This window comes from Stutzerimonas azotifigens DSM 17556, from assembly GCF_000425625.1.
Classification (GTDB): Bacteria; Pseudomonadota; Gammaproteobacteria; order Pseudomonadales; family Pseudomonadaceae; genus Stutzerimonas; species Stutzerimonas azotifigens.
Genome location: NZ_KE384418.1, coordinates 107247 through 125274, shown reverse-complemented (window position 1 = coordinate 125274; position 18028 = coordinate 107247). Strand labels below are relative to the sequence as shown.

General features: G+C 61.4%; 16 protein-coding genes. 1 reads left to right on the top strand and 15 read right to left on the bottom strand.

Going from position 1 to position 18028, the window contains the following annotated elements; translation table 11 throughout:
* Positions 1-5 precede the first annotated feature (5 nt).
* The 5 genes from H610_RS0120395 to H610_RS25215 all read right to left on the bottom strand — a co-directional run bounded on the left by H610_RS0120395 (position 6) and on the right by H610_RS25215 (position 6416).
* Positions 6-1159 (bottom strand): IS3 family transposase gene (locus tag H610_RS0120395; RefSeq protein ID WP_085985502.1). Its coding sequence is split into 2 segments (ribosomal slippage): positions 6-913 and positions 913-1159, totalling 1155 coding nucleotides; the frame shifts between segments, so codons are not numbered across the junction.
* Positions 1160-1387: 228 nt separating this feature from the next.
* Positions 1388-3538, bottom strand: a complete 2151-nt coding sequence (locus H610_RS0120390) for a hypothetical protein (protein WP_028241383.1) — start codon at positions 3536-3538, stop codon at positions 1388-1390.
* A gap of 99 nt (positions 3539-3637) precedes the next feature.
* Entirely contained in the window at positions 3638-4366 is a 729-nt protein-coding gene (locus tag H610_RS0120385) for an inovirus Gp2 family protein (RefSeq protein ID WP_152529135.1), read from the bottom strand.
* Positions 4367-4814: 448 nt separating this feature from the next.
* The gene (locus H610_RS0120380) at positions 4815-5045 is read right to left on the bottom strand and encodes a helix-turn-helix transcriptional regulator (protein ID WP_028241381.1); all 231 of its coding nucleotides are present in this window, start codon (positions 5043-5045) and stop codon (positions 4815-4817) included.
* 75 nt (positions 5046-5120) lie between these two features.
* Positions 5121-6416: a hypothetical protein gene (locus H610_RS25215; protein WP_084166514.1), complete on the bottom strand. Its 1296-nt coding sequence runs from the start codon at positions 6414-6416 to the stop codon at positions 5121-5123.
* A gap of 233 nt (positions 6417-6649) precedes the next feature.
* On the opposite strand from H610_RS25215, the gene H610_RS0120375 reads away from it, so the two are divergent.
* Positions 6650-7324 (top strand): hypothetical protein, encoded by a 675-nt coding sequence (locus H610_RS0120375; protein WP_028241380.1) that lies wholly within the window; start codon positions 6650-6652, stop codon positions 7322-7324.
* A 307-nt stretch (positions 7325-7631) separates the two neighbouring features.
* Here H610_RS0120375 and H610_RS0120370 read toward each other — a convergent pair whose 3' ends face one another.
* From H610_RS0120370 to H610_RS0120325, 10 genes are all read right to left on the bottom strand, one after another.
* Entirely contained in the window at positions 7632-8891 is a 1260-nt protein-coding gene (locus H610_RS0120370; RefSeq protein WP_028241379.1) for an MFS transporter, read from the bottom strand.
* 343 nt (positions 8892-9234) lie between these two features.
* The gene (locus H610_RS24310) at positions 9235-9987 is read right to left on the bottom strand and encodes a 2-keto-4-pentenoate hydratase (protein ID WP_051231897.1); all 753 of its coding nucleotides are present in this window, start codon (positions 9985-9987) and stop codon (positions 9235-9237) included.
* The gene (gene hydA / locus H610_RS0120360; protein ID WP_028241378.1) at positions 9984-11423 is read right to left on the bottom strand and encodes a dihydropyrimidinase; all 1440 of its coding nucleotides are present in this window, start codon (positions 11421-11423) and stop codon (positions 9984-9986) included. Before hydA ends, H610_RS24310 begins: the two co-directional genes overlap by 4 nt.
* Before the next feature lies 1 nt (position 11424).
* Positions 11425-12150, bottom strand: coding sequence for a maleate cis-trans isomerase family protein (locus H610_RS0120355; RefSeq protein ID WP_028241377.1), 726 nt, complete (start codon positions 12148-12150; stop codon positions 11425-11427).
* Positions 12147-13508 (bottom strand): amidohydrolase family protein, encoded by a 1362-nt coding sequence (locus H610_RS24305; RefSeq protein ID WP_051231901.1) that lies wholly within the window; start codon positions 13506-13508, stop codon positions 12147-12149. Before H610_RS24305 ends, H610_RS0120355 begins: the two co-directional genes overlap by 4 nt.
* Positions 13508-14311 carry an SDR family NAD(P)-dependent oxidoreductase gene (locus H610_RS0120345; RefSeq protein WP_201768386.1) on the bottom strand — a complete coding sequence of 268 codons (804 nt, stop codon included), beginning with the start codon at positions 14309-14311 and terminating at the stop codon, positions 13508-13510. The genes H610_RS24305 and H610_RS0120345 overlap by 1 nt, the downstream gene beginning before the upstream one ends.
* Positions 14304-15311 (bottom strand): NAD-dependent epimerase/dehydratase family protein, encoded by a 1008-nt coding sequence (locus H610_RS24300; protein WP_051231895.1) that lies wholly within the window; start codon positions 15309-15311, stop codon positions 14304-14306. Before H610_RS24300 ends, H610_RS0120345 begins: the two co-directional genes overlap by 8 nt.
* Position 15312: 1 nt before the next feature.
* On the bottom strand, positions 15313-16083 hold the full coding sequence (locus H610_RS0120335) for an ABC transporter ATP-binding protein (protein WP_028241375.1): 771 nt from the start codon (positions 16081-16083) through the stop codon (positions 15313-15315).
* A 4-nt stretch (positions 16084-16087) separates the two neighbouring features.
* The gene (locus H610_RS0120330) at positions 16088-16909 is read right to left on the bottom strand and encodes an ABC transporter permease (RefSeq protein WP_028241374.1); all 822 of its coding nucleotides are present in this window, start codon (positions 16907-16909) and stop codon (positions 16088-16090) included.
* 13 nt (positions 16910-16922) lie between these two features.
* Complete coding sequence (locus H610_RS0120325) at positions 16923-17963, bottom strand: ABC transporter substrate-binding protein (protein WP_043239172.1); 1041 nt, start codon at positions 17961-17963, stop codon at positions 16923-16925.
* Positions 17964-18028 lie beyond the last annotated feature (65 nt).

The following is an 18028-nucleotide window of genomic DNA, read 5'->3' as shown; positions in this document are numbered from 1 at the left end:
GGGTTCTACCCCGTTTCCACGGACGGTTTGAAAAGGGCTGAAAACTTCAGATCTTGCCTGGCGACTCTACGACGCATTCGTGGGTTATGAAACCGCTCGATGTAGTCGAATAAATCCGCCCGTGCTTCATCACGAGTTCGATACGACTGATGGACAACGCGCTCCCGTTTGAGCTGACCGAAGAAGCCTTCACAGGCTGCGTTGTCGCCGCAATGCCCGACGGCACTCATGCTGCAGACCAGCGTGTTGCGATTCAGAAAGCGCTGGTAGTCGGTGCTGGTGAATTGGCTACCGCGATCCGAATGCAGGATTACTGACCAGTCACCCTGGCGCTGCCAAATCGCCATCTCCACTGCTCGAATCACCATCTGCCGATCCTGGCGGTGATGCATCGACCAACCGATCACCAGCTTGCTGTACAAGTCGAGCACCACACATAGGAAAAGCTTGCCTTCCAGTGTGGCTATTTCCGTGATGTCCGTGACCCACTTGCGCTCCGGCTCCTGCGCGGTGAAATCGCGCTCCAGCAGGTTTTTCACGCCTGCTGGACGGCCACTGGCGACTCTTCCAAAACCACGTCTCTTACGGCGTGGCCAGCCTTGAATTCGCTCAGCCGCCATCAGGCGAGCAACGCGGTTCAAGCTGACGATTTCGCCCTCGTCGAGCAAATCCTCATGCATGCGCGGTGCGCCGATCACGCCACGGCTGTCCTCATGAATCTCACGAATGCGCCTGACCAGACGTGCATTCTCTTGAGTTCGCGGGCTTGGATCACGATCCTGCCAGGCGTAATAGCCACTGGCAGAAACCTTCAGGCAACGGCACATCAGACGTACCGGGTACTCGTTGCGGCAGCGCTGGATCACCGTGTACCGCTCGATGACTCCCTGGCAAAGTACGCTGCCGCGTCTCTTAAAAAATCACGTTCCTTGGTCACCCGGGCCAACTCACGCTTGAGGCGGGCCAGCTCCTCATCTCGCGGACTACCTGTTCCGGGAAAGGCCTTTTCTGCGCCTGGCTGTGCCTCTCGAACCCAGCGTGTGAGCAGGTTCGGAGCCACACCAATCTCCAGGGCCACCTGTCGACAGCTCGCCCCTGAACGACGAACCAACTCGATGGCTTCCCGCTTGAACTCGGGGCTGTATTTCTTGCGCTTCATGAACACTCCTTCAGCTCGGCATGAGCTTACTCGAAAGTGTCCGTGCTAATGGGGTAGAACCCCGCTGCTGACTGGTGGTGCTGGGTTGCTTGGACATGATTGTCTCCTGCAGGTGGTTAGGAAGTCGCATCGTAGCCACCCGACTTGACGCGGTATCTAGGCTTTTTGGAGACGAACTTTCACAAACTCTGCGCACTACAGGTATGGCAAGCTATTGCCCGCGGTGCTCTAACAGATGCCCTGCCATAGCTCTTCGGACTCAACAGCAGCGACAAATCGGCCAGCAGTAAACCCGTCAGGAAACAACGAATCTTGTCTTTCCCCGTCAAGCTGATCTATAGGTCTGAGGAGCTGCTTCTCATCGCGCAAGATGACCTCCAGCGCCTCACGGGATACCACTCTGAACCCATCAATAGACTGCCCATCGAGCTCAATTGACGTGTCGACTATCCAGGCACGTATATCGGCACCGGGCTCATGACCGTGATAGCTCAACCTGGCGCGCAGCTCTTGATCCGCTATCAGCGCACTACGCACCGCTGCCTGTTTGCGCCGTAACTGCCAGGCAGCCTTGCGCAACGTGTTGGTGCGATGGAGCCAGACCTCATGCTTGGTCGAGCGGATATAGCCTGACTTGACCTCAAGGAGCAGTAGCACACCATCCTGATGGCAGATCAGATCCACCTCGCCGGCATCGTCTTCTTCGTTCGCCAGTGGCCGATAACCCACCTCAACAGCAAAGCCACGCTGCCTGAGGCTCGCGGCCAGTGCGAGTTCTACGCGTTGGGTTTCAGTCTGCATATCGGCCCGACGTGCATTCACGCGCCGAAGGTTATTGGTGGCCGCCGTCAGGTTGTTCTGCTGCGCGCCAACCCAAGGGAACTGAAAGCTGTAGCGTCCGATTTTGTAATAGGGCTGTTCGTACAGGCGTGGCGCGGGCATCCCTGGCTGCAGTTTCAATTGGTGAGATAGCACCTTGAAGTCGCTGGTCCAGAACTTGAGGATTGCCTTGGCCGAATCGGCGCAGCCTTTCGGGTGTTCGTCACAGACAGTCCAGCCAGTGATCCTGCGGATCTTTTCTGGCTCTTCGGACCAAGTCAGTGGAAACCTGTTTTCACCGGAAAGCATGCCATTCATGGCTAAGCGCCCCAGTGCCTGAGCAAACACACCCGAATCACGCAAGTGACTCTGAAATGGCTGGATAAACTCCTTCTGAAAGAAAACCGAATTCAGCTCGCTGGCCAGCAGCAAGTGGTGAAGCTGAACCTGAGAACCATCACTGAGCGAGACTCGATCACCCAAGCCGTAGATCTGCTGTAACTGCAGCTTGCTGCGAACCGCCTTGATATAGGCCAACTGGTTCAGCTCATGATTCTCGGCTGAGCCGATGATTTGTTCGGCCATGTCGGAGAGGGCGAAGGTATGCAGGGCACGGTTCATCCAGTAGTGCCAAAGCAAATCACTCTTACGCCCGGTTCGCTGCCATCGCTCTGTTCCCGCCTCCGACTGGTTGTAGATTACCGGCTCACCCGGTTTTAGCTGGTAACGGCATTCAGGGTCGAAGCAGAACCAGTCGATTGAGCCTTCGTAGTCGATCCGCTCTTGGGTTGCCAAAATCAGAACGGCTAACGATTCGAGGTTTTGACGACATGCCACCACGTCAGAATTGCTGGATTCAGGAAAGATAATCGGTGATAGGTGACGTTTCAGCGATTGCCCGAGTCGTGATTCGCTCAGGCGGAAATCCTCTTCCGAGCAAGCACGGAGCTTGTTCAGAATAATGCGGTTGTAGACCTTCCACTGCTGACCGGAGCGATCAGCGGGCACATCTTCTGCAAAGGCTTCATAGGCCAGAACGCTGAGGTAGGAAAACAGCTCCAGCAGCGATAAATGCTTGAGTTGTTTTTCAGCTATGGCCACCAGCTCATCAAAAGGCCTGAGCTGATCCAGCAGGCGATCACAGACGCCGAAGAAAACTTGCCATTCATCCCCGGCGAGCGCCGCACGCAGCTCAAGCCAGAACGGCGATTCTGTTCGCTCAAACAGCTTCGAGTAGCGAATCGCCCATCGGAGGGTTTCCGGGTTATGGCTAGCGAGGTGCAACAGCCGCTCGACACTGACTGCATTATCCAAATGCAGCACCCGGCTGAGGGCCAGGCTCGCGAGTTCGGACCCAGCTACCGCATCCACATCAAGCCAAAACGATGCCGCTGCCAGGCCTTGCGCACGATCAAGTGCTGACAGGTTCTTACCCGCCGGGCGCTGGTCGAGGAAATGATGCAAGCTTTCATCAAGAGCACGGCCCTTGCTGAGTTCTGGCCGATTCCGTTCGTATACCGACTGATAATGCTGTCGGCAGCGCGTTCCCTTTTCTATCATCCCACAGCGCTCATATCAGCCTTAGATTCCTGGCTGGAGCCTAAACCATCGGCAGGCCAGGATTCCATGGATATGACCCTATTGCGCAGCAGGTAGCCACTACCCTCGGCTGGCGCCGAATCCACGCTGACGATCTCCGTAGGACTTGGTCGCTTTCTTACACAGGTAGCTGGCTCGGTAGAACAGATCAGCCAGCTCATCGCCCTTGCCTTGACGCTTTACTCGATCGATCAGGTACTCAGCATTCTTCGGGATGTGCACCAGCCCCGTCATCATGTCGACTGGCAGTCCCAGCGCACCTGCCCAGGACTCCTCGATACGGCCGATCATGTTCACCCGGTCTGAGCCCAGACGCCCAATGGTGTAGTAGGCATCGCGGTTCAACAGGATCAGCAGGTGATAATGCTGCCGACCTCCCTGACCGATCTCTCTCGACCAGACGTACCGTACTTTGCAGCCTCGCGAGTAGCTACGCTCAGCCACCCGTTCCTGGTGGTACTGGATCTTCTTTGTAAACGATTCGAAGAACCGGCTAATGACCTGGTTTGTATAGGCGTAGTCGGGTAGCTCAACACCCTGAGGCAGACGCAGATCCACCCTGAAGGCCAAGACCCTCGGATACTCAGCCAAAGCCAGGTCGATGGTGCGCTTGAGATCAGACAGGCACTCCCGAATAAAGGGGCCTACTTCGCTCTGCAAGGGAAAGTCCTCGAAGGTATTTCCGTAGTGCAGATGGAGGTTGGGATTGTCAGGGTGACGGAGTGGGTAGCGCCGGGTGGGTTCGTTATCGTTGAGCATGGTTATGACCTCTCGTTGGTTGAGTTTCATAACCTGTGTCTGCTGTGTACTTTTTAACCGCTACCTGTCCTCGCCTGATCAGTTGGTTGTTCTTTCTGGATATGCTGTAGTGTTAGCCCTTCTGGTGTAGGCTCAGTGTCCGACTACCTGTGTAGGTCAGTGAAGGTTACTACTCGGTTAGGCGTGAACCCTTCGGGTGGTAATAGCTAGTAAAAGCATAATACCCGCACCGCAATTTCCTTCTCCGACCAGCTCGGGCAAAGCCACCTCAATCCTCCCGCCATAGCGGCAATTTTTGCCGAGTTCGGATTTCGGAAATAAATCAAGCCGAAGAGGCCGGAGCCAGATATCGGAACGGAGGCTGTCGGGGCGGCGGGAGCGACACCGCCACGACTTGCCATGCTAGGCCGAACAGCCATTGACTGAGCGGCGGCATAAGCGCCATGACCAGCCAAGGCCGGTCATGGCGCTGCAGGTTCTAACTGGCCATGCTCAGGTGGCCGATGGGACGCGCGGTAGTTCCCTCAGCTTGGTCACGCTCCTCGATCCTGGCCAGGATCCAATCGTGCACCTCGCTATCGACCCACCCCACGCAGCGGTCGCCCAGCGAGACTGGTTTCGGGAAGGCTCCTTCCGCGATGTATTTGTAGATGGTCGATCGGCCGAGACCGGTCGAGTCGATGACTTCTTTCAGACGGATGATTCGCATGAGCAGGCTCCTCTGTATGGCTCAGAGGATCTGCAGGAGCAATAAAAAAACACTTGCCCATCGCCAGCAGCAATACTAGTCCTTGGTTAACAGCCCAGCGTCGCAGCGCAACGCTAGATCAAGTTCCTCCTCGCGTCCGTAGTGATCGACACGCCCATCGTACTTGTCCCAAACTACAAGGCAGGTTACGGCGCTCTGTGGCGCGGGATAGACAACCAATGAAGATATGGTGAGCCCATCCGTTCTGTTCGGGGCTGGAATAAGCCTCACTAACTGCGGCCGATACCCTCGCCATACGTTCCATCGAAGCAGCCTCTTGTGGAGACTATCAGCCCACTCGCATGCTGCCGCATGGAAATTATCTTGCATCCCGGTCCAGTAGTACCCCTTATCTTTCGCAGGGCTACCAACCCAGAGGTCGCCCAACTCGTTTGCAATATTGGCGGCTACGACAGCTGTTACCTCACGTTGTATCTCATCCGGCTCCGCCCAAACGGCTGATAGCAAGCGCGACGTATGGCCTGCAAGCTTGTGGTACAGCATCTCCAAAGCAGCCGGCCCTAATGCTTTCAAAGTCTGTGCCGACGGTATACCCGTTGCGAGCCTGTCAAATTTCTCGGGGCCTAGGGCAACATGCACTACCAGCCCGCACTCTCCTCGCGCGGTTCGAAGCTGCGGATGATCAAGGTTCAAGTAGTAAATCGTAGGAACCTTAGCACCAACGAAAATGCCACTCGACACCCCGGGCACGTGCGTCCGGATGAACCCAAGACTGATTAGCCGCTTCACCTGATGCTTCAGCGAGAGAGCGTTCAATCCAGTCATTGCCCGCAATCTCGTTTCGCTAACCCCTGTCGCAACACCACATTGATCGGCAAAGCTCAATAGAGCCGCCAACAGCACACGCGTTGACGCTGCCAAGCGTCCTTTGGCTCCAGGAGCTGCCGGACGCCCATCCTTTCGAGTCGGCTTTCGAGCAGGCTTGCCCTTCTCTTCGCAGGTGCCTACCACACCTGCAGAAAATGGCCCGAGAGCATATATCTCAGGTTCGCTAAACAGCCGCACGATCAGATCTTGATGAACTGCTTCGCCCTGCCCAACCAGGGCAACTAGATCGCATAACGATTGCGACGATTCATATTCCTGTACTGGGCGACCGACCTTATCCGCTCGCCGCCTGCTCACCAGCAGGCCGACGTCAGCAAGCTCCTGCATCCCCTCTCTGACCAGACGCTCAGTCAAACAAAGTTGCTTAGCGACTGCTTTCACTTTGAAGGATATCGACAACAACGACGACGACTCACGACAAATCAGGGCTTGCAGCACGAACCTTGCATCAACACTAAGCCTTAAATCCTTAAAAACAACCATAATTCGCCAGCTTACCGAGCGGTTAATCCTAATTTAGATCACATTTTATAGACTATAAAATACAAAATAAACTTCATGTCACGTATTCACGTAACAAATCAAGTAACATCAAGTGAGGTAGCTCATGAACCAGTTCACGTAATATTGACACGTCGCAATAAAACGATTACCCCACAAGCAGCAGAGGCCCCTTCTCGCACGGAAGGACTGACTAGAAAAGAGGGAGAAGAAAATTGGGTGAAACTGGAGCAGCGCTCAGTTGGTTCAAAGAGCTGAACGAGGAAGAACAGGCATGGGCAACGAACTACCTAGTCGACCGCATGCCTCGCGATGCTCTTGCAGCAATTGCCTTTGAGGTACGTAGAACCCCAGCTCTGCTGACCCAAAGCATTTGCAATCTTGAGACGATGAATGAGGGGTGGAAGCTCATCTCCAGAGCAAGAAACAATCTCAGACAAAGGCGGTACAGGGCATCGGCGAAAGGGAGGGCCACATGCTCGTTCACACTGCCGCGCGACACGAAGGCCAAGCTAAAAGGCCTAGCAAAGAGCTCTGGGACCACCGAAACGGCGATAATAGAAAGCTTGATCGAAGCAGCTCAGCAGTTGAGCCAAGATAGAAAAGAGGAAAAGCGGCGCGAGGCTCTACAGAAAACAATCACCCGCAACGCAAGCAAGCTTGCGCAAGAGCTGAGCAAAATCAGACTCGACGCAACTACGAGACACCTGGAAATCAGCTTGAAACGACTGGCAAGCTGGCAGGTATATCTTAACGAGCAGCCACCCGAGCTTTCCTCTGAACAGGAACTCGAAGCTAGCAAGATTGCCGAAAAGCAAATGCGTGAGATTCAAGAAGCTATCAGGGCCATGCTAGCGAAGCATGAACTGATGAGCCCAAGGGTGATTTGAGGCGGCCCTAACCTAGGAACTCAAGGTACAACGGAAAAAAAGCTGCAGGGAATCCTGGGTTCAAATCCAGCCCTCGTATCCCAAATAGTATTCCACAGAATAAATTAACCGGTTTTTTTCTTTTACTTTCAGATAGATATCGCACGAGTTCAGATTACCCCGGCCCACCAAACACAAGCGCAAAGCCCCGCATGACGGGGCTTTTTGCTGTCTAGGCCTGGCGTTTTTCCGCAGTGCCACCAAGTAACCATCCTTTCTTGGCCGAGCACAGATCGGAATCCGCCGTGCCGACACTCCTGGCCTCGGCTTACTGCCGCTGCTGCGTCGTCAGGCTCGCCAGTTCATCAGCCGCTGCCGACTGATGATGCTTCCTCGCCAACGCCAGCGCCGCGAAGGCGACGGCCAGCGGCGCGAAGGAAATCCACAGGACCGTGTTCCAGCCATACGCGCTCAGTAGGCCGCCGGAGGTGAAGGAGCCGAGCGCCATCATGCCGAAGACGATGAAGTCGTTGAGCGACTGCACACGCGTCTTCTCTTCCGGCCGATGGCACTCCAGGACCAGGGCGGAGGCGCCGAGGAAACCGAAGTTCCAGCCCAGCCCGAGCAGGATCAGCGCCAGCCAGAAGTGGGCGACGTCGACCCCGCCGAGCCCCACCGCAGCGGACAGGCCGGTCAGCAGCAGCCCGACGATGGCCACGCGCCCCGCCCCGAAACGGGTGATCAGCCGGCCCGTGAAGAAGCTGGGTGCGTACATGGCGATCACGTGCCATTGCACCCCGAGGTTGGACGACTCCTGCGAGTGACCGTGCAGATGCATCGCCAAGGGCGCCGCGGTCATCAGGAAGTTCATCAGCATGTAGGTGACGGCGCCGCAGGTCGCGGCGGCGATGAAGCGCGGCTGCGAGAGGATGATCGCAAGCGGCCGGCCGCCGGCGATCTCCGCGGCCGTCGGCTTCGGTAGGCGGACGCCCAGCAGGACCAGCGCCGAGATGACGGCGACCAGTGCCTGCATCAGGAAGGTCATGGCGAAGGGATAAGGCCGCCAGAGATCCATGGTCCAGGTCACCAGTTGAGGCCCGATGATCCCGGCGGCCACGCCTCCGGCCATCACGAACGACAGCGCCCGCGCACGCTTCTCCGGCGCGACGCCGTCGGCTGCGGCGAAACGGAACGACAACACCACGGCCGCATAGCTGCCGCCGAAGAAGGTCGCCAGGCAGAAGAGCCAGAAATCGCCCAGGATGACGGCGAACATGGCCAGCAGCCCGGTGAGCACACCCGCAGACGTCCCGGCCAGGAACGCGGCCCGGCGGCCGTGACGCCGGGCGATGGCACCGGCCGGCAGGATGCAGGCCGCCATGCCGACCACGAAGATGGAGATCGGCAGGGTCGCCAGCACCGGCGCCGGGGCGAGCGTGTTGCCGATGATCGCCGCGGTCGCATAGACGACCACCGTATTCGCGCCGGCCAGCGCCTGGGCAGTGGTCAGCCGCCAGACGTTCGCACGCTGGTCGCGCTCGGAAAGCGTGTCGGGGGCAGTCAGGGGTTGGGTATTGTCCTGTTGCATTCTTGTTTTTCTCTATGGGGGAGCAGGCACTGTAGCGACAAAGGCTTGGTGCAGGTAGATGCGGGTGGCCTCCGGGCGCGATGAGGGTGGCTCCGGAGGGATCCGAGTGCCTTTTCCCGCTTCCGCACTCGCTATTGCCAGCGCTCCGGTCGGTGGGGCCGCTCGACTGCGGCGGTGGCCTCCGCATCGCTTCGACAACTTTGGGGCAGGCAAGTGGCCTACGTCATCGGCCATGGAGTGGCCATCCTGCCGCCGCTGGCATCACCGCGGCTGAACGGCTGGTGCCGCTCCAGAAAGGGCTGCGCCAGACCGAGTCCCGACAGCCCCAACCATAGAGCAAAGCTCAGACATTCAGCGTAACCGCGCCAAAGGCGCCCAGGCTGAACGTGATTGCCTGGCCCGTAGTAGTCCAGTGGATACCGGTCCAACTGCCTGTGGCGATCAGGTCGCCAGCGCGCAGGGGCGTGCCTTGTGCTGCGGCGTGTCGCGCCAGCCACGGCAAGGAAGACAGGGGGTCGACGAAAGGATGCGAGCCGGTGGACCTGAGCAGTTCCTGGCCATCGACCCGCAGCATCGCCGTTTGACGTGGCCATTCAGGCGGCTCCGTCAGTTGTACGGGCTCGCCCAGAATAAGGGCGCGGTTGAGCTGCTGGTCGGCAAGCCGAAGCAGCGGGTCGGCGCTGGCACCGTCCTCCAGACGGGTGTCGCAAAGTTCGATCGCCGGCATCCAGGCATCGATCGCGGCGCGGATTTCGGCTAGATCAGACGTGCCGGAAAGATCACGCCCGAGACGGATCACCAGCTCGCCCTCGATACCGAGCGCTGTCACGTAAGCGGGCGGTACCCGCCAGTCAGAGCGGTGTATCGCAGCAGCTGGTACCGCGGCCGCGCTGATCAGACCGCCCGGTGCGCCGCCGAGTTTCCAGGCGGTCGGGCGGGTGCCAGCGAACCAACCCAGCGCTTCGCTGACCTGCCGTTGCACGGCGTACGCCGCGGCGGCGTCGGGCAAGGACAGCTCGGCGAGCGGCTGGCGCTGGCCTGTGCGCCACGCGGTGATCAAGCGCCTCGCAACGGCGTCGATGTGGGCCTCGCTCACATCGGGATCTCGCTCTGACGACGGCGCGGCTTGGCCGGGTCGGGTCGGGCGCAGGGCAGGAACTGCCCACGGCCCGCGTCGCCGCGTGGCTGTTGGCCGTCCCATACGACGTCACCACGGGACAGCGTCATCGCTGGCCAGGCGCTCAGATGCATGCCCGCGTAAGGGGTGTAGTCCACGTTGTGGTGCAGGCGGTCGTTGTCCAGGTGGAAGGTACGGCCTTCGTCCCAGATCACCAGGTCCGCGTCCGAGCCGATGGCGATGCTGCCCTTGCGCGGGTACAGGCCATAGAGTTTGGCGGCATTGGTCGATGTCAGGGCGACGAAGCTCTGCGGCGTTATGCGGCCGGTACGAACGCCTTCGGACCAGAGCAGGGACATGCGCGTCTCGACGCCGGGAATGCCGTTGGCAACCTTGTCGAAGGATACCTGCTCGCCGTGCGCTTTCTTGCCGTCCGGGCCGTCGTAGCGGAAGGGCGCGTGGTCCGAGGAGAACACCTCGAACGAGCCGTTCTCCAGCCCGTCCCAGATGACCTGCTGGTTGGCCTTGTCCCGCGGCGGCGGGCTGCAGATGCACTTGGCGCCCTCGAAGCTGTCGTCGCAGCCCAGCGAGTCGGCAGTGAGGAACAGGTACTGCGGGCAGGTCTCGGCGTACACCTTGAGACCGTTGCTCTGCGCCCAGCGAATCTGCTCGACGGCTTCGCGGCCGGAGACGTGGACGATCAGGATCGGCACGTCCACCAGCTCGGCCAGGGCGATGGCGCGGTGGGTCGCTTCGCGCTCAACCAGCATCGGTCGCGACGTGGCGTGGTAGCGCGGCGCGGTGTGCCCGGCGGCGAGCAGACGCTCGGTGAGCCAGGCGATGCAGTCGGCGTTTTCGGCATGCAGCATGACCATCGCACCCTCGCGGCGAGCGACCGACAGGGTGTCGAGGATCTCGCGGTCGCTGAGCTTCAGCGCGTCGTAGGTCATGTAGATCTTGAACGAGGTATAGCCCTCGGCGATCAGCGCCGGCAGTTCGTCGCGGAGGACCTCCGGCGTCGGGTCGGTGACGATCAGGTGGAAGGCATAGTCGATCACCGGTTTCTCGCCCGCACGGCGGTGATAGTCCTCCACGGCGGCGCGCAGGCTCTTGCCCTTTTCCTGGCAGGCGAAGGGGATGACCGTGGTGGTGCCGCCACAGGCTGCCGAAACGGTGCCGCTGAGAAAGTCGTCGGCCATGATCGAGCCATCGCCGGTGGGCTGGTCGAGATGCACGTGGCTGTCGATGCCGCCGGGCGTGACGTGGCGACCTTGCGCATCGATTTCCCGGGCGCCGGCCGGCAGGTCGAGGCCCAGCGCGGCGATGCGCCCGTCACGGATGCCGATGTCGCTGGAGAAGGTGTCCGCGGCAGTGACCACGCGGGCGTTACGGATGACGGTATCGAATGGTTGCATGTCAGGCTTCCTGAAGTAGCCGGCCCCAGCCGGTGATGCGACGGGTATCCACGCCGGTGCGGCGCAGCATGTCCCAGACCACGGTGGTCACGGTGTCGAACACCGGGACGCCGTGTTCGGCTTCCCAATAGGCGACCCGGTGGGCGGCATATAGGTTGGTACAAAAGGTGGCGACTACCTCGGCGCCGGCGGCGACCACGTCCGCGACCTGGCGATCCAGCGTGGCTTCGTCGACCAGGGCGAAGGCGAAGTTTTCCTGGATCTGCAAGTGGCTCTCGGTGCTGGCATCGACGCCGATGCCGGCGTAATTGGCGGTGATCCTGTCCTGCACATCGGTCAGGTACGGCGAGACGAGGCCCAGCCGGCGGATGCCGAAGCTTTTCAGCGCCTTGTTCAGCGCCAGCACGGAGGTGCAGGCCGGCACGCCGGTGGCCTCGGTGATGGCCGCACAGAGCGCTTCATCCTGATCGAATCCCAGCCAGCCGGCGGAGGTGCCACTCCAGCCGATCGCGTCGACATGGGCGTCGGCGAGCAACTTCGCGGCGTCCAGGATGCGTGTCTGCTGGAACTGCCCGAGCGCGTCGGGGCTGAGGGCGATCTGGGTGACGGAAAACCGCGCGAAATGCACGCTGACTTCCGGCAGGCCCGAGACCAGCGACTGCGTCAGCGGCTCGAGCGAGGTATTTGAAGAGGGCGTGAGGATGCCTAGGCGGATGCGTTGGCTCATCGGGGAGTTCCAGCAACGGACGGATAGGGGCGCAGCGGATTCGGGCAGCGCTGCCACAGGGCCTGGCAGACGCGGTCGGCCTCGGCGCGTATTTCAGCCTCGTCGACATGGGTGGCGCGGCCCTGATCGATGACCAACTCTCCGTTGACCAGGACGCTTTCCACGTCGGCGGCGGTGGCGTTGTGGATCAGGCTGCCCAGCGGGTCGATGCAGGGCGTGAGGTGCAGGTGGCGGAAATCGAGTATGGCGAGGTCGGCGAGCATGCCCACGGCGATCTGGCCAAGGCGATCCGCCCAGCCCAGGGCGGTGGCGCCGTTGCCGGTGCCCATGGCGAACACGTCGCGAGGCTGCCAGTCGTCCGCGACGAAGCCGGCTTGCAGACGGCCGACGGCCAGGGTCCAGCGCATCACCTCGATCATGTCGCCGTGCATGGTGTCGGTGGCGAGGCAGATCGGCGCGCCGGCATCGACCAGGCGGCGGGTCGGCGCGATCCGCCCGGACATCGCATTGCCCACCGGGATATGCACCACGTGTGCGCCGCTGCGGCCGAGCCGCGCGATATCGGCCTCGTCGACGTGTATGCAGTGGCCAGCCAGCAGGCGTTCGTTCAGCAGGCCCAGCTCGTCCAGCAGCTCGACGGGAGAACGGTCGTGCCGTGCGCGGACCCAATCCACCTCATCCTGACTCTGTGCAAGATGGGTGCTGATGGGCAGATCGTGCCGCTCGGCGAGGGCGGCAATCTCGCGCAGGAATTCGACCGAACAGGTATCCGGTGCGTGGGCGGTCAGGTGTGCCTGGATACGGCCATCGGCCTGCCCGGCCCAGCGTTCGACGAACGCGGCGGCGCGCTCCAATTGCCGCTCGCCACGGGCGCGATCGAAGCGACGGTCGCCTTCCAGCACCGAGGCGAAATCGACATCCGCCAGGCGCTGGCTGGCGAACAGGCGCACACCGGTCTCTGCCATGCCGGCGACGGTCGCCTCGGCGTGGACGAAACTGTCCACCAGCGTGGTGCAGCCGGCGCGCAGCGCTTCCAGCGCACCGAGGCGCGACAGGGCGAGTGCTTCTTCCTCGTTCAGCCAGGACGCCTGAGGCAGGCCCGGCGTGTAGGACGGCGCAAAACCGCAATCCGGCGCCACACCTCGGACGAAGTTGAGACCCGCGTGGTAGTGGGTGTTGACGAAGCCGGGAGTGACTACCCGGCCGGGCAAGGCCAGCGTACGAGCCGCTGCCGGGCATTGGTCGCCGATGAAGGCGATCTGCCTGCCACGGATGCCCAGATTAGTGCTACGCGCCACACCGCCGTCCAGCAGCAATGTCGCATTGGTGATGAGCAGGTCGAGCGTGTCGTGGGTCATCAGGCAGCCATCCATCCGCCGTCCACCATCAGGGTGGTGCCGGTCATGAAGGTTGAGTGGTCGCTGGCCAGAAACAACACGGCCTGGGCGATATCTTCAGGGCGCCCCAGGCGAGGCCAGGGGGTGCGGCTGGACGCGCGAGCAAGCACACCCGGGTCCACGGCACGGCCGCCCGCGCCGGTCTGGATCTTGCCCGGCGCCACGGCGTTGCAGACCACGAGGTCGGCCGCGTAGTCGATGGCGATCTGCCGGGTCATGTAGTCGATCGCCGCCTTGGTGGTGCCATAGCCGAGATCGCCGGGCGCGGCGATCAGGCCGTGCTGGGACGACAGGTTGATCAGCCGTCCGCGCACCTCGTTGACGGGCGGCTGCCCCACCATTTGCCGCACGGCGGCGCGGCAGCAGCGGTAGACACCGGTCAGGTTGACGTCCAGCAGGCGCTGCCAGTCGGCTTCGTCGAGCTCCAGCAGCGGCCGTGCATGGCGGATGCAGGCGTTGTTGACCAGCACGTCCAGGCGACCGAAACGTGCCACCGTCTGCGCCACGAGCGCATCGACCTGCGCGGTATCGGCGACATCGGTGCGGATGAAGGTGGCCCTGTTGCCATCGCGTGCGATCAGATCGACGGTCGGCTCGCCACCTTCGATGACTTCGGTCGTCACATCGGCGATCACCACGTTGGCACCGTTGGCCGCCAGCTGGCGGGCGATGGCCCGGCCAATACCTGAGGCTGCGCCGGTGACGATGCAGACCTTGCCGCTCATGTCGAAACGGGCGGAGGGAAACGGGATGTGCTCAGTCATGGTGTGCTCTGGCGCCGGATAGATCGGTGCCGTGCTCCCTGATCCAGTGGTGGTAGTCCGCTTCCGCTTCGGTCAGCCCGAAGCGGGGTCGGAAGGTGCTGTCGCCAAGGAGCCGCCGGATGTCCATGGAGGCGCGGTCGTAGTCGGCGAAATAGTCGATGTTGGACCGTTCGCCCGATTCGGCCAGGCGCCAGCTGAAGTCCGGGTAGCGAGCCGCGATGCAGGCGCACCAGTCGGCCAGGCTCCATTCGAATCCGGCCGCCAGGTTGTAGAGCGGATAGGCCCAGCTTGGTTGGCCCAGCAGCGTGGCCATGGCATCCGCCACATCGCGCACGTACAGCCAGTCGCGCCGGCCAGCACGGGGCAGGATCGCCGTTTCGCCGTCTCGGACGCATACCAGAACCTGGAGTGGCGCGCTCAGGGTGTCCCGTACGCCGGTATCCGCTTCCCATGGGCCGAAGCAGGTGCCCAGGCGGCCAATCACCAGTGGCAGGCCACGGATGGCCGCGAGGCGCATGGCGGCCTCTTCGGCGGCGCGCTTGGACATGCCGTAGAGACCTTCCGGCAACAGCGGGGTGTCGTCTTCGCGCAGCGCCGCCGGCGAACGCCCGCTGTGTCCGTAAACGGACCCGGAGCTGGCATGCAGTACACGTTCGACACCCGTATCGGCGGCCGCGTTGATAGCGGCAAGCACACCGCCGACGTTGACCTCGAAGATCGTCTGCGCGGCGTGGCGCTCGCGTGCTTCGCCGGCAGTGATCGCGGCCAATGTGACGAGGCGCTGTGGGCGGTATTCGCTCATCACGGCGCGCAGTGCATTGACATCCCGCACGTCACCGATGGACGACACGAACCGACCGGGTAGCGCTGCGAGCGCGCGGCTGGCGGCTTCGGCCGGCGGTGAGCGATCGAAACCGATTACCGTCTCGCCCGTCGCGAGCAGGTGCTCGGCGAGCGCAAGGCCAACGAAGCCACTGCTTCCGGTGATCAGCGTGGTCATCTCAGGCCGATTCCTTCACCGTTTCCGGACGCAGCAACGAGAGGATGTGGCGTTTGTAGTCGTTGAACGCGGCGCTGGTCGGGTCGCGTGGCCGCTCCAGCTCGATGGGCAATAGCTCGCGGATTCGCCCCGGACGAGCCGACATCACGGCGACGTGGGTGCCCAGCGCCAGCGACTCATCGATGCCATGGGTGACGAACACGATGGTGCTCTGGCTTTCGCGCCAGATGCGGATCAGCTCGCCGTGCATGTCCATCTTGGTCTGCTCGTCCAGCGCGCCGAACGGCTCGTCCATCAGGATCACTTCCGGGTTCATCAGCAGCGCCCGGGCGATACCGACGCGCTGGTTCATGCCCCCGGAAAGCTCGCTCGGAAAGTGATTCTCGAAGCCTTTCAGGCCGACCATCTCGATGTAGCGCTGGGCCTTTTCGCGCCGCTCGGCCTTGCTGGCGCCGCGCATCTTCAGGTGGAACGCGACGTTTTCCCAGACGGGCAGCCACGGCATCAGGTTGGCCTGCTGGAACACGACGCCGCGGTCGGCGCCCGGCTCGGTGATGACCTGACCGCCAACGGTGACGGTACCGGACGACGGCTTGTCGAAGCCGGCGATCATGTTGAGCAGGGTGGACTTGCCGCAGCCGCTCGGACCGAGCAGGCAGAGGAACTCGTTGCGCTTCACCTGAATGCTGACGTTATCCAACGCGGTGACGACCTGCTTGCGCTGGCTGTCCTCGAACACGCGGGATACGTTGTCGATGGTAATCAGAGCCATGGTCTCAACCTTCCTTCGCTTGCAGGGTGGAGCCGCGCTGCCAACGCAGGACGCGTCCGGCGATGTACTTGATGGCGTAGTCGCTGAGGAAACCGAGCAGGCCGATGCTGACCATCGAGGCGATGACGATGTCGTAGCGCAGGAAGTAGTACGAATCCCACAGCACGTAGCCGACGCCACTTTTCACCGCGACCATTTCGGCCGTCACGGTGAGCATCCAGGCCGAGCCGATGGCGATACGCAGGCCGGAGAAGATGCTTGGCAAGGCGGCGGGGAACACGATGTGGCGCAACAGCTTGGCCGGCGTGCCACCGGTCATGGCACCGGCGCGCAGCAGGTTGCGATCGCAGGTCTTCACGCCATGGATGGTGCTGAGCAATACCGGGAAGAACGAGCCCATGAACACCAGGAAGATGGCGGGCTTGTCGGCGATGCCGAACCAGATGATCGCCAGTGGAATCCAGGACACCGGTGGAATCGGTCGCAGCGTCTGCAGGGTCGGCTCGATCAGCGCTTCGACTTGGCGCGACCAGCCGATGGACATTCCGATGCCGACGCCCAGTACGGTTGCGATCAGAAACCCGGCGAACACGCGACCGGAACTCGCTGCGATATCGGACAGCCAGCGGCCGGAGTAGCTCTGGGTGTTGCCGTCGGTGGTGAAGATCCAGTCCGCCCAGGCCAGCATAACCTGGGACGGCGCCGGCAACAGGGCGGGCGGCAGGATGCCGGAGCGGGAGAAGGTCTCCCAGCCGGCGAGGAGCAGGACCGGCACGATGAAGCGCTCGATCCTTTTATAGAGGCGTTGCGAGAGTGAAGAAGACATCACGGGTCCTGAATCAATAGCCGAGGTCGGTCTTGGACTTGCCGGTCACTTTTTCCAGGAAGCTGTAGTCGAGGTTCTTCTCGACCGCCTCGGTGACGTCCGTGTTGATGTACTTCAGGTCGCGCATCATCTGGGCGATGGCCACGGCGGATTCGCGGTACATCTTGTAATCGGGATACAGGTTGTCGACCGCGCCGGTGGCGATGGCATTGTCAAGACCGGTAACCTTCTGGATGGTGTCGACGAAGAGCGGTTTGTCGTCGGCCATCATCTCGTTGACCTTGACGATGGCGCGCACGGCCTCCTCGACGCCTTTCGGGTTGTCTTCGATGACGTCCGAGCGGGTGACGATCAGGTTGGTGAGCTTTCCAGCGGCCTGGTCATAGGGAAAGTCGAAGAACTTGGCTGCCTTCACTTCGCGAATCTGGGTGGCGAACGGATCGACGGAGGTGATCAGTTCGACTTCGCCACGGCGCAGCGCCTGCACATGGTCGGACGGGTTGGGGATGTTGATGAAGCGCACATCCTTGTTGATATCAATGCCATGGGTCAGGAAGGCGCCGCGCATGTGAATGTCCTGCGCGTTGCCGCGGGAAGCCGCGACGCGGAAGGGCTTGCCTTCGTCCTTGTATTGCGCGATCAGCTTCTTCAGGCCTTCCCAGTCCCCCGGCTCAACGGGCAGGTCGTTGCCAACGAGGATCTGGGATCCGCCATTGATCTGGCCAGAGATACCTACGACGTCGAAGCCCTTGTCCAGGGCAGTGGCGTAGTGCAGATAGGTGACCTGCGCTACATCGATGCTTTTGGAAAGCAGAGCCGTGAGCACGTCGTTGCCGGTATTGAAAGAAATGGCTTCGAGCTTCACCCCTGTGGCGTTCTGCGGGGTGAGCGACAGCGGCGTGCAGTGGGCGCACTTGGCGTAACCGAGCTTGATCGGTTCGGCTTCCTGGGCCTGGCCGAGCGTCGGGGTCAGGGCGGCGGCAAGCATCAGAGGCGCCAGCAGGATGCCGGTAGCGCGCTTGAGTACAGCATAGGACGAGCGGATGGGTCGCATGTCGAGGCTCCGTAATTGTCACAAAAATGATGTCCGTTGTGGCAAAACACTTGCAACCGCTATGC

What these genes read in the sequence shown, in the direction of transcription:
- hydA (WP_028241378.1), bottom strand. Translation starts at nt 11,423, where the DNA reads ATGCAACCATTCGATACCGTCATCCGTAACGCCCGCGTGGTCACTGCC.
- H610_RS0120355 (WP_028241377.1), bottom strand. Translation starts at nt 12,150, where the DNA reads ATGAGCCAACGCATCCGCCTAGGCATCCTCACGCCCTCTTCAAATACC.
- H610_RS0120385 (WP_152529135.1), bottom strand. Translation starts at nt 4,366, where the DNA reads ATGAAACTCAACCAACGAGAGGTCATAACCATGCTCAACGATAACGAA.
- H610_RS0120370 (WP_028241379.1), bottom strand. Translation starts at nt 8,891, where the DNA reads ATGCAACAGGACAATACCCAACCCCTGACTGCCCCCGACACGCTTTCC.
- H610_RS0120390 (WP_028241383.1), bottom strand. Translation starts at nt 3,538, where the DNA reads ATGATAGAAAAGGGAACGCGCTGCCGACAGCATTATCAGTCGGTATAC.
- H610_RS0120345 (WP_201768386.1), bottom strand. Translation starts at nt 14,311, where the DNA reads ATGACTGAGCACATCCCGTTTCCCTCCGCCCGTTTCGACATGAGCGGC.
- H610_RS0120330 (WP_028241374.1), bottom strand. Translation starts at nt 16,909, where the DNA reads ATGTCTTCTTCACTCTCGCAACGCCTCTATAAAAGGATCGAGCGCTTC.
- H610_RS0120335 (WP_028241375.1), bottom strand. Translation starts at nt 16,083, where the DNA reads ATGGCTCTGATTACCATCGACAACGTATCCCGCGTGTTCGAGGACAGC.
- H610_RS24305 (WP_051231901.1), bottom strand. Translation starts at nt 13,508, where the DNA reads ATGACCCACGACACGCTCGACCTGCTCATCACCAATGCGACATTGCTG.
- H610_RS0120380 (WP_028241381.1), bottom strand. Translation starts at nt 5,045, where the DNA reads ATGCGAATCATCCGTCTGAAAGAAGTCATCGACTCGACCGGTCTCGGC.
- H610_RS25215 (WP_084166514.1), bottom strand. Translation starts at nt 6,416, where the DNA reads ATGGTTGTTTTTAAGGATTTAAGGCTTAGTGTTGATGCAAGGTTCGTG.
- H610_RS0120325 (WP_043239172.1), bottom strand. Translation starts at nt 17,963, where the DNA reads ATGCGACCCATCCGCTCGTCCTATGCTGTACTCAAGCGCGCTACCGGC.
- H610_RS24300 (WP_051231895.1), bottom strand. Translation starts at nt 15,311, where the DNA reads ATGACCACGCTGATCACCGGAAGCAGTGGCTTCGTTGGCCTTGCGCTC.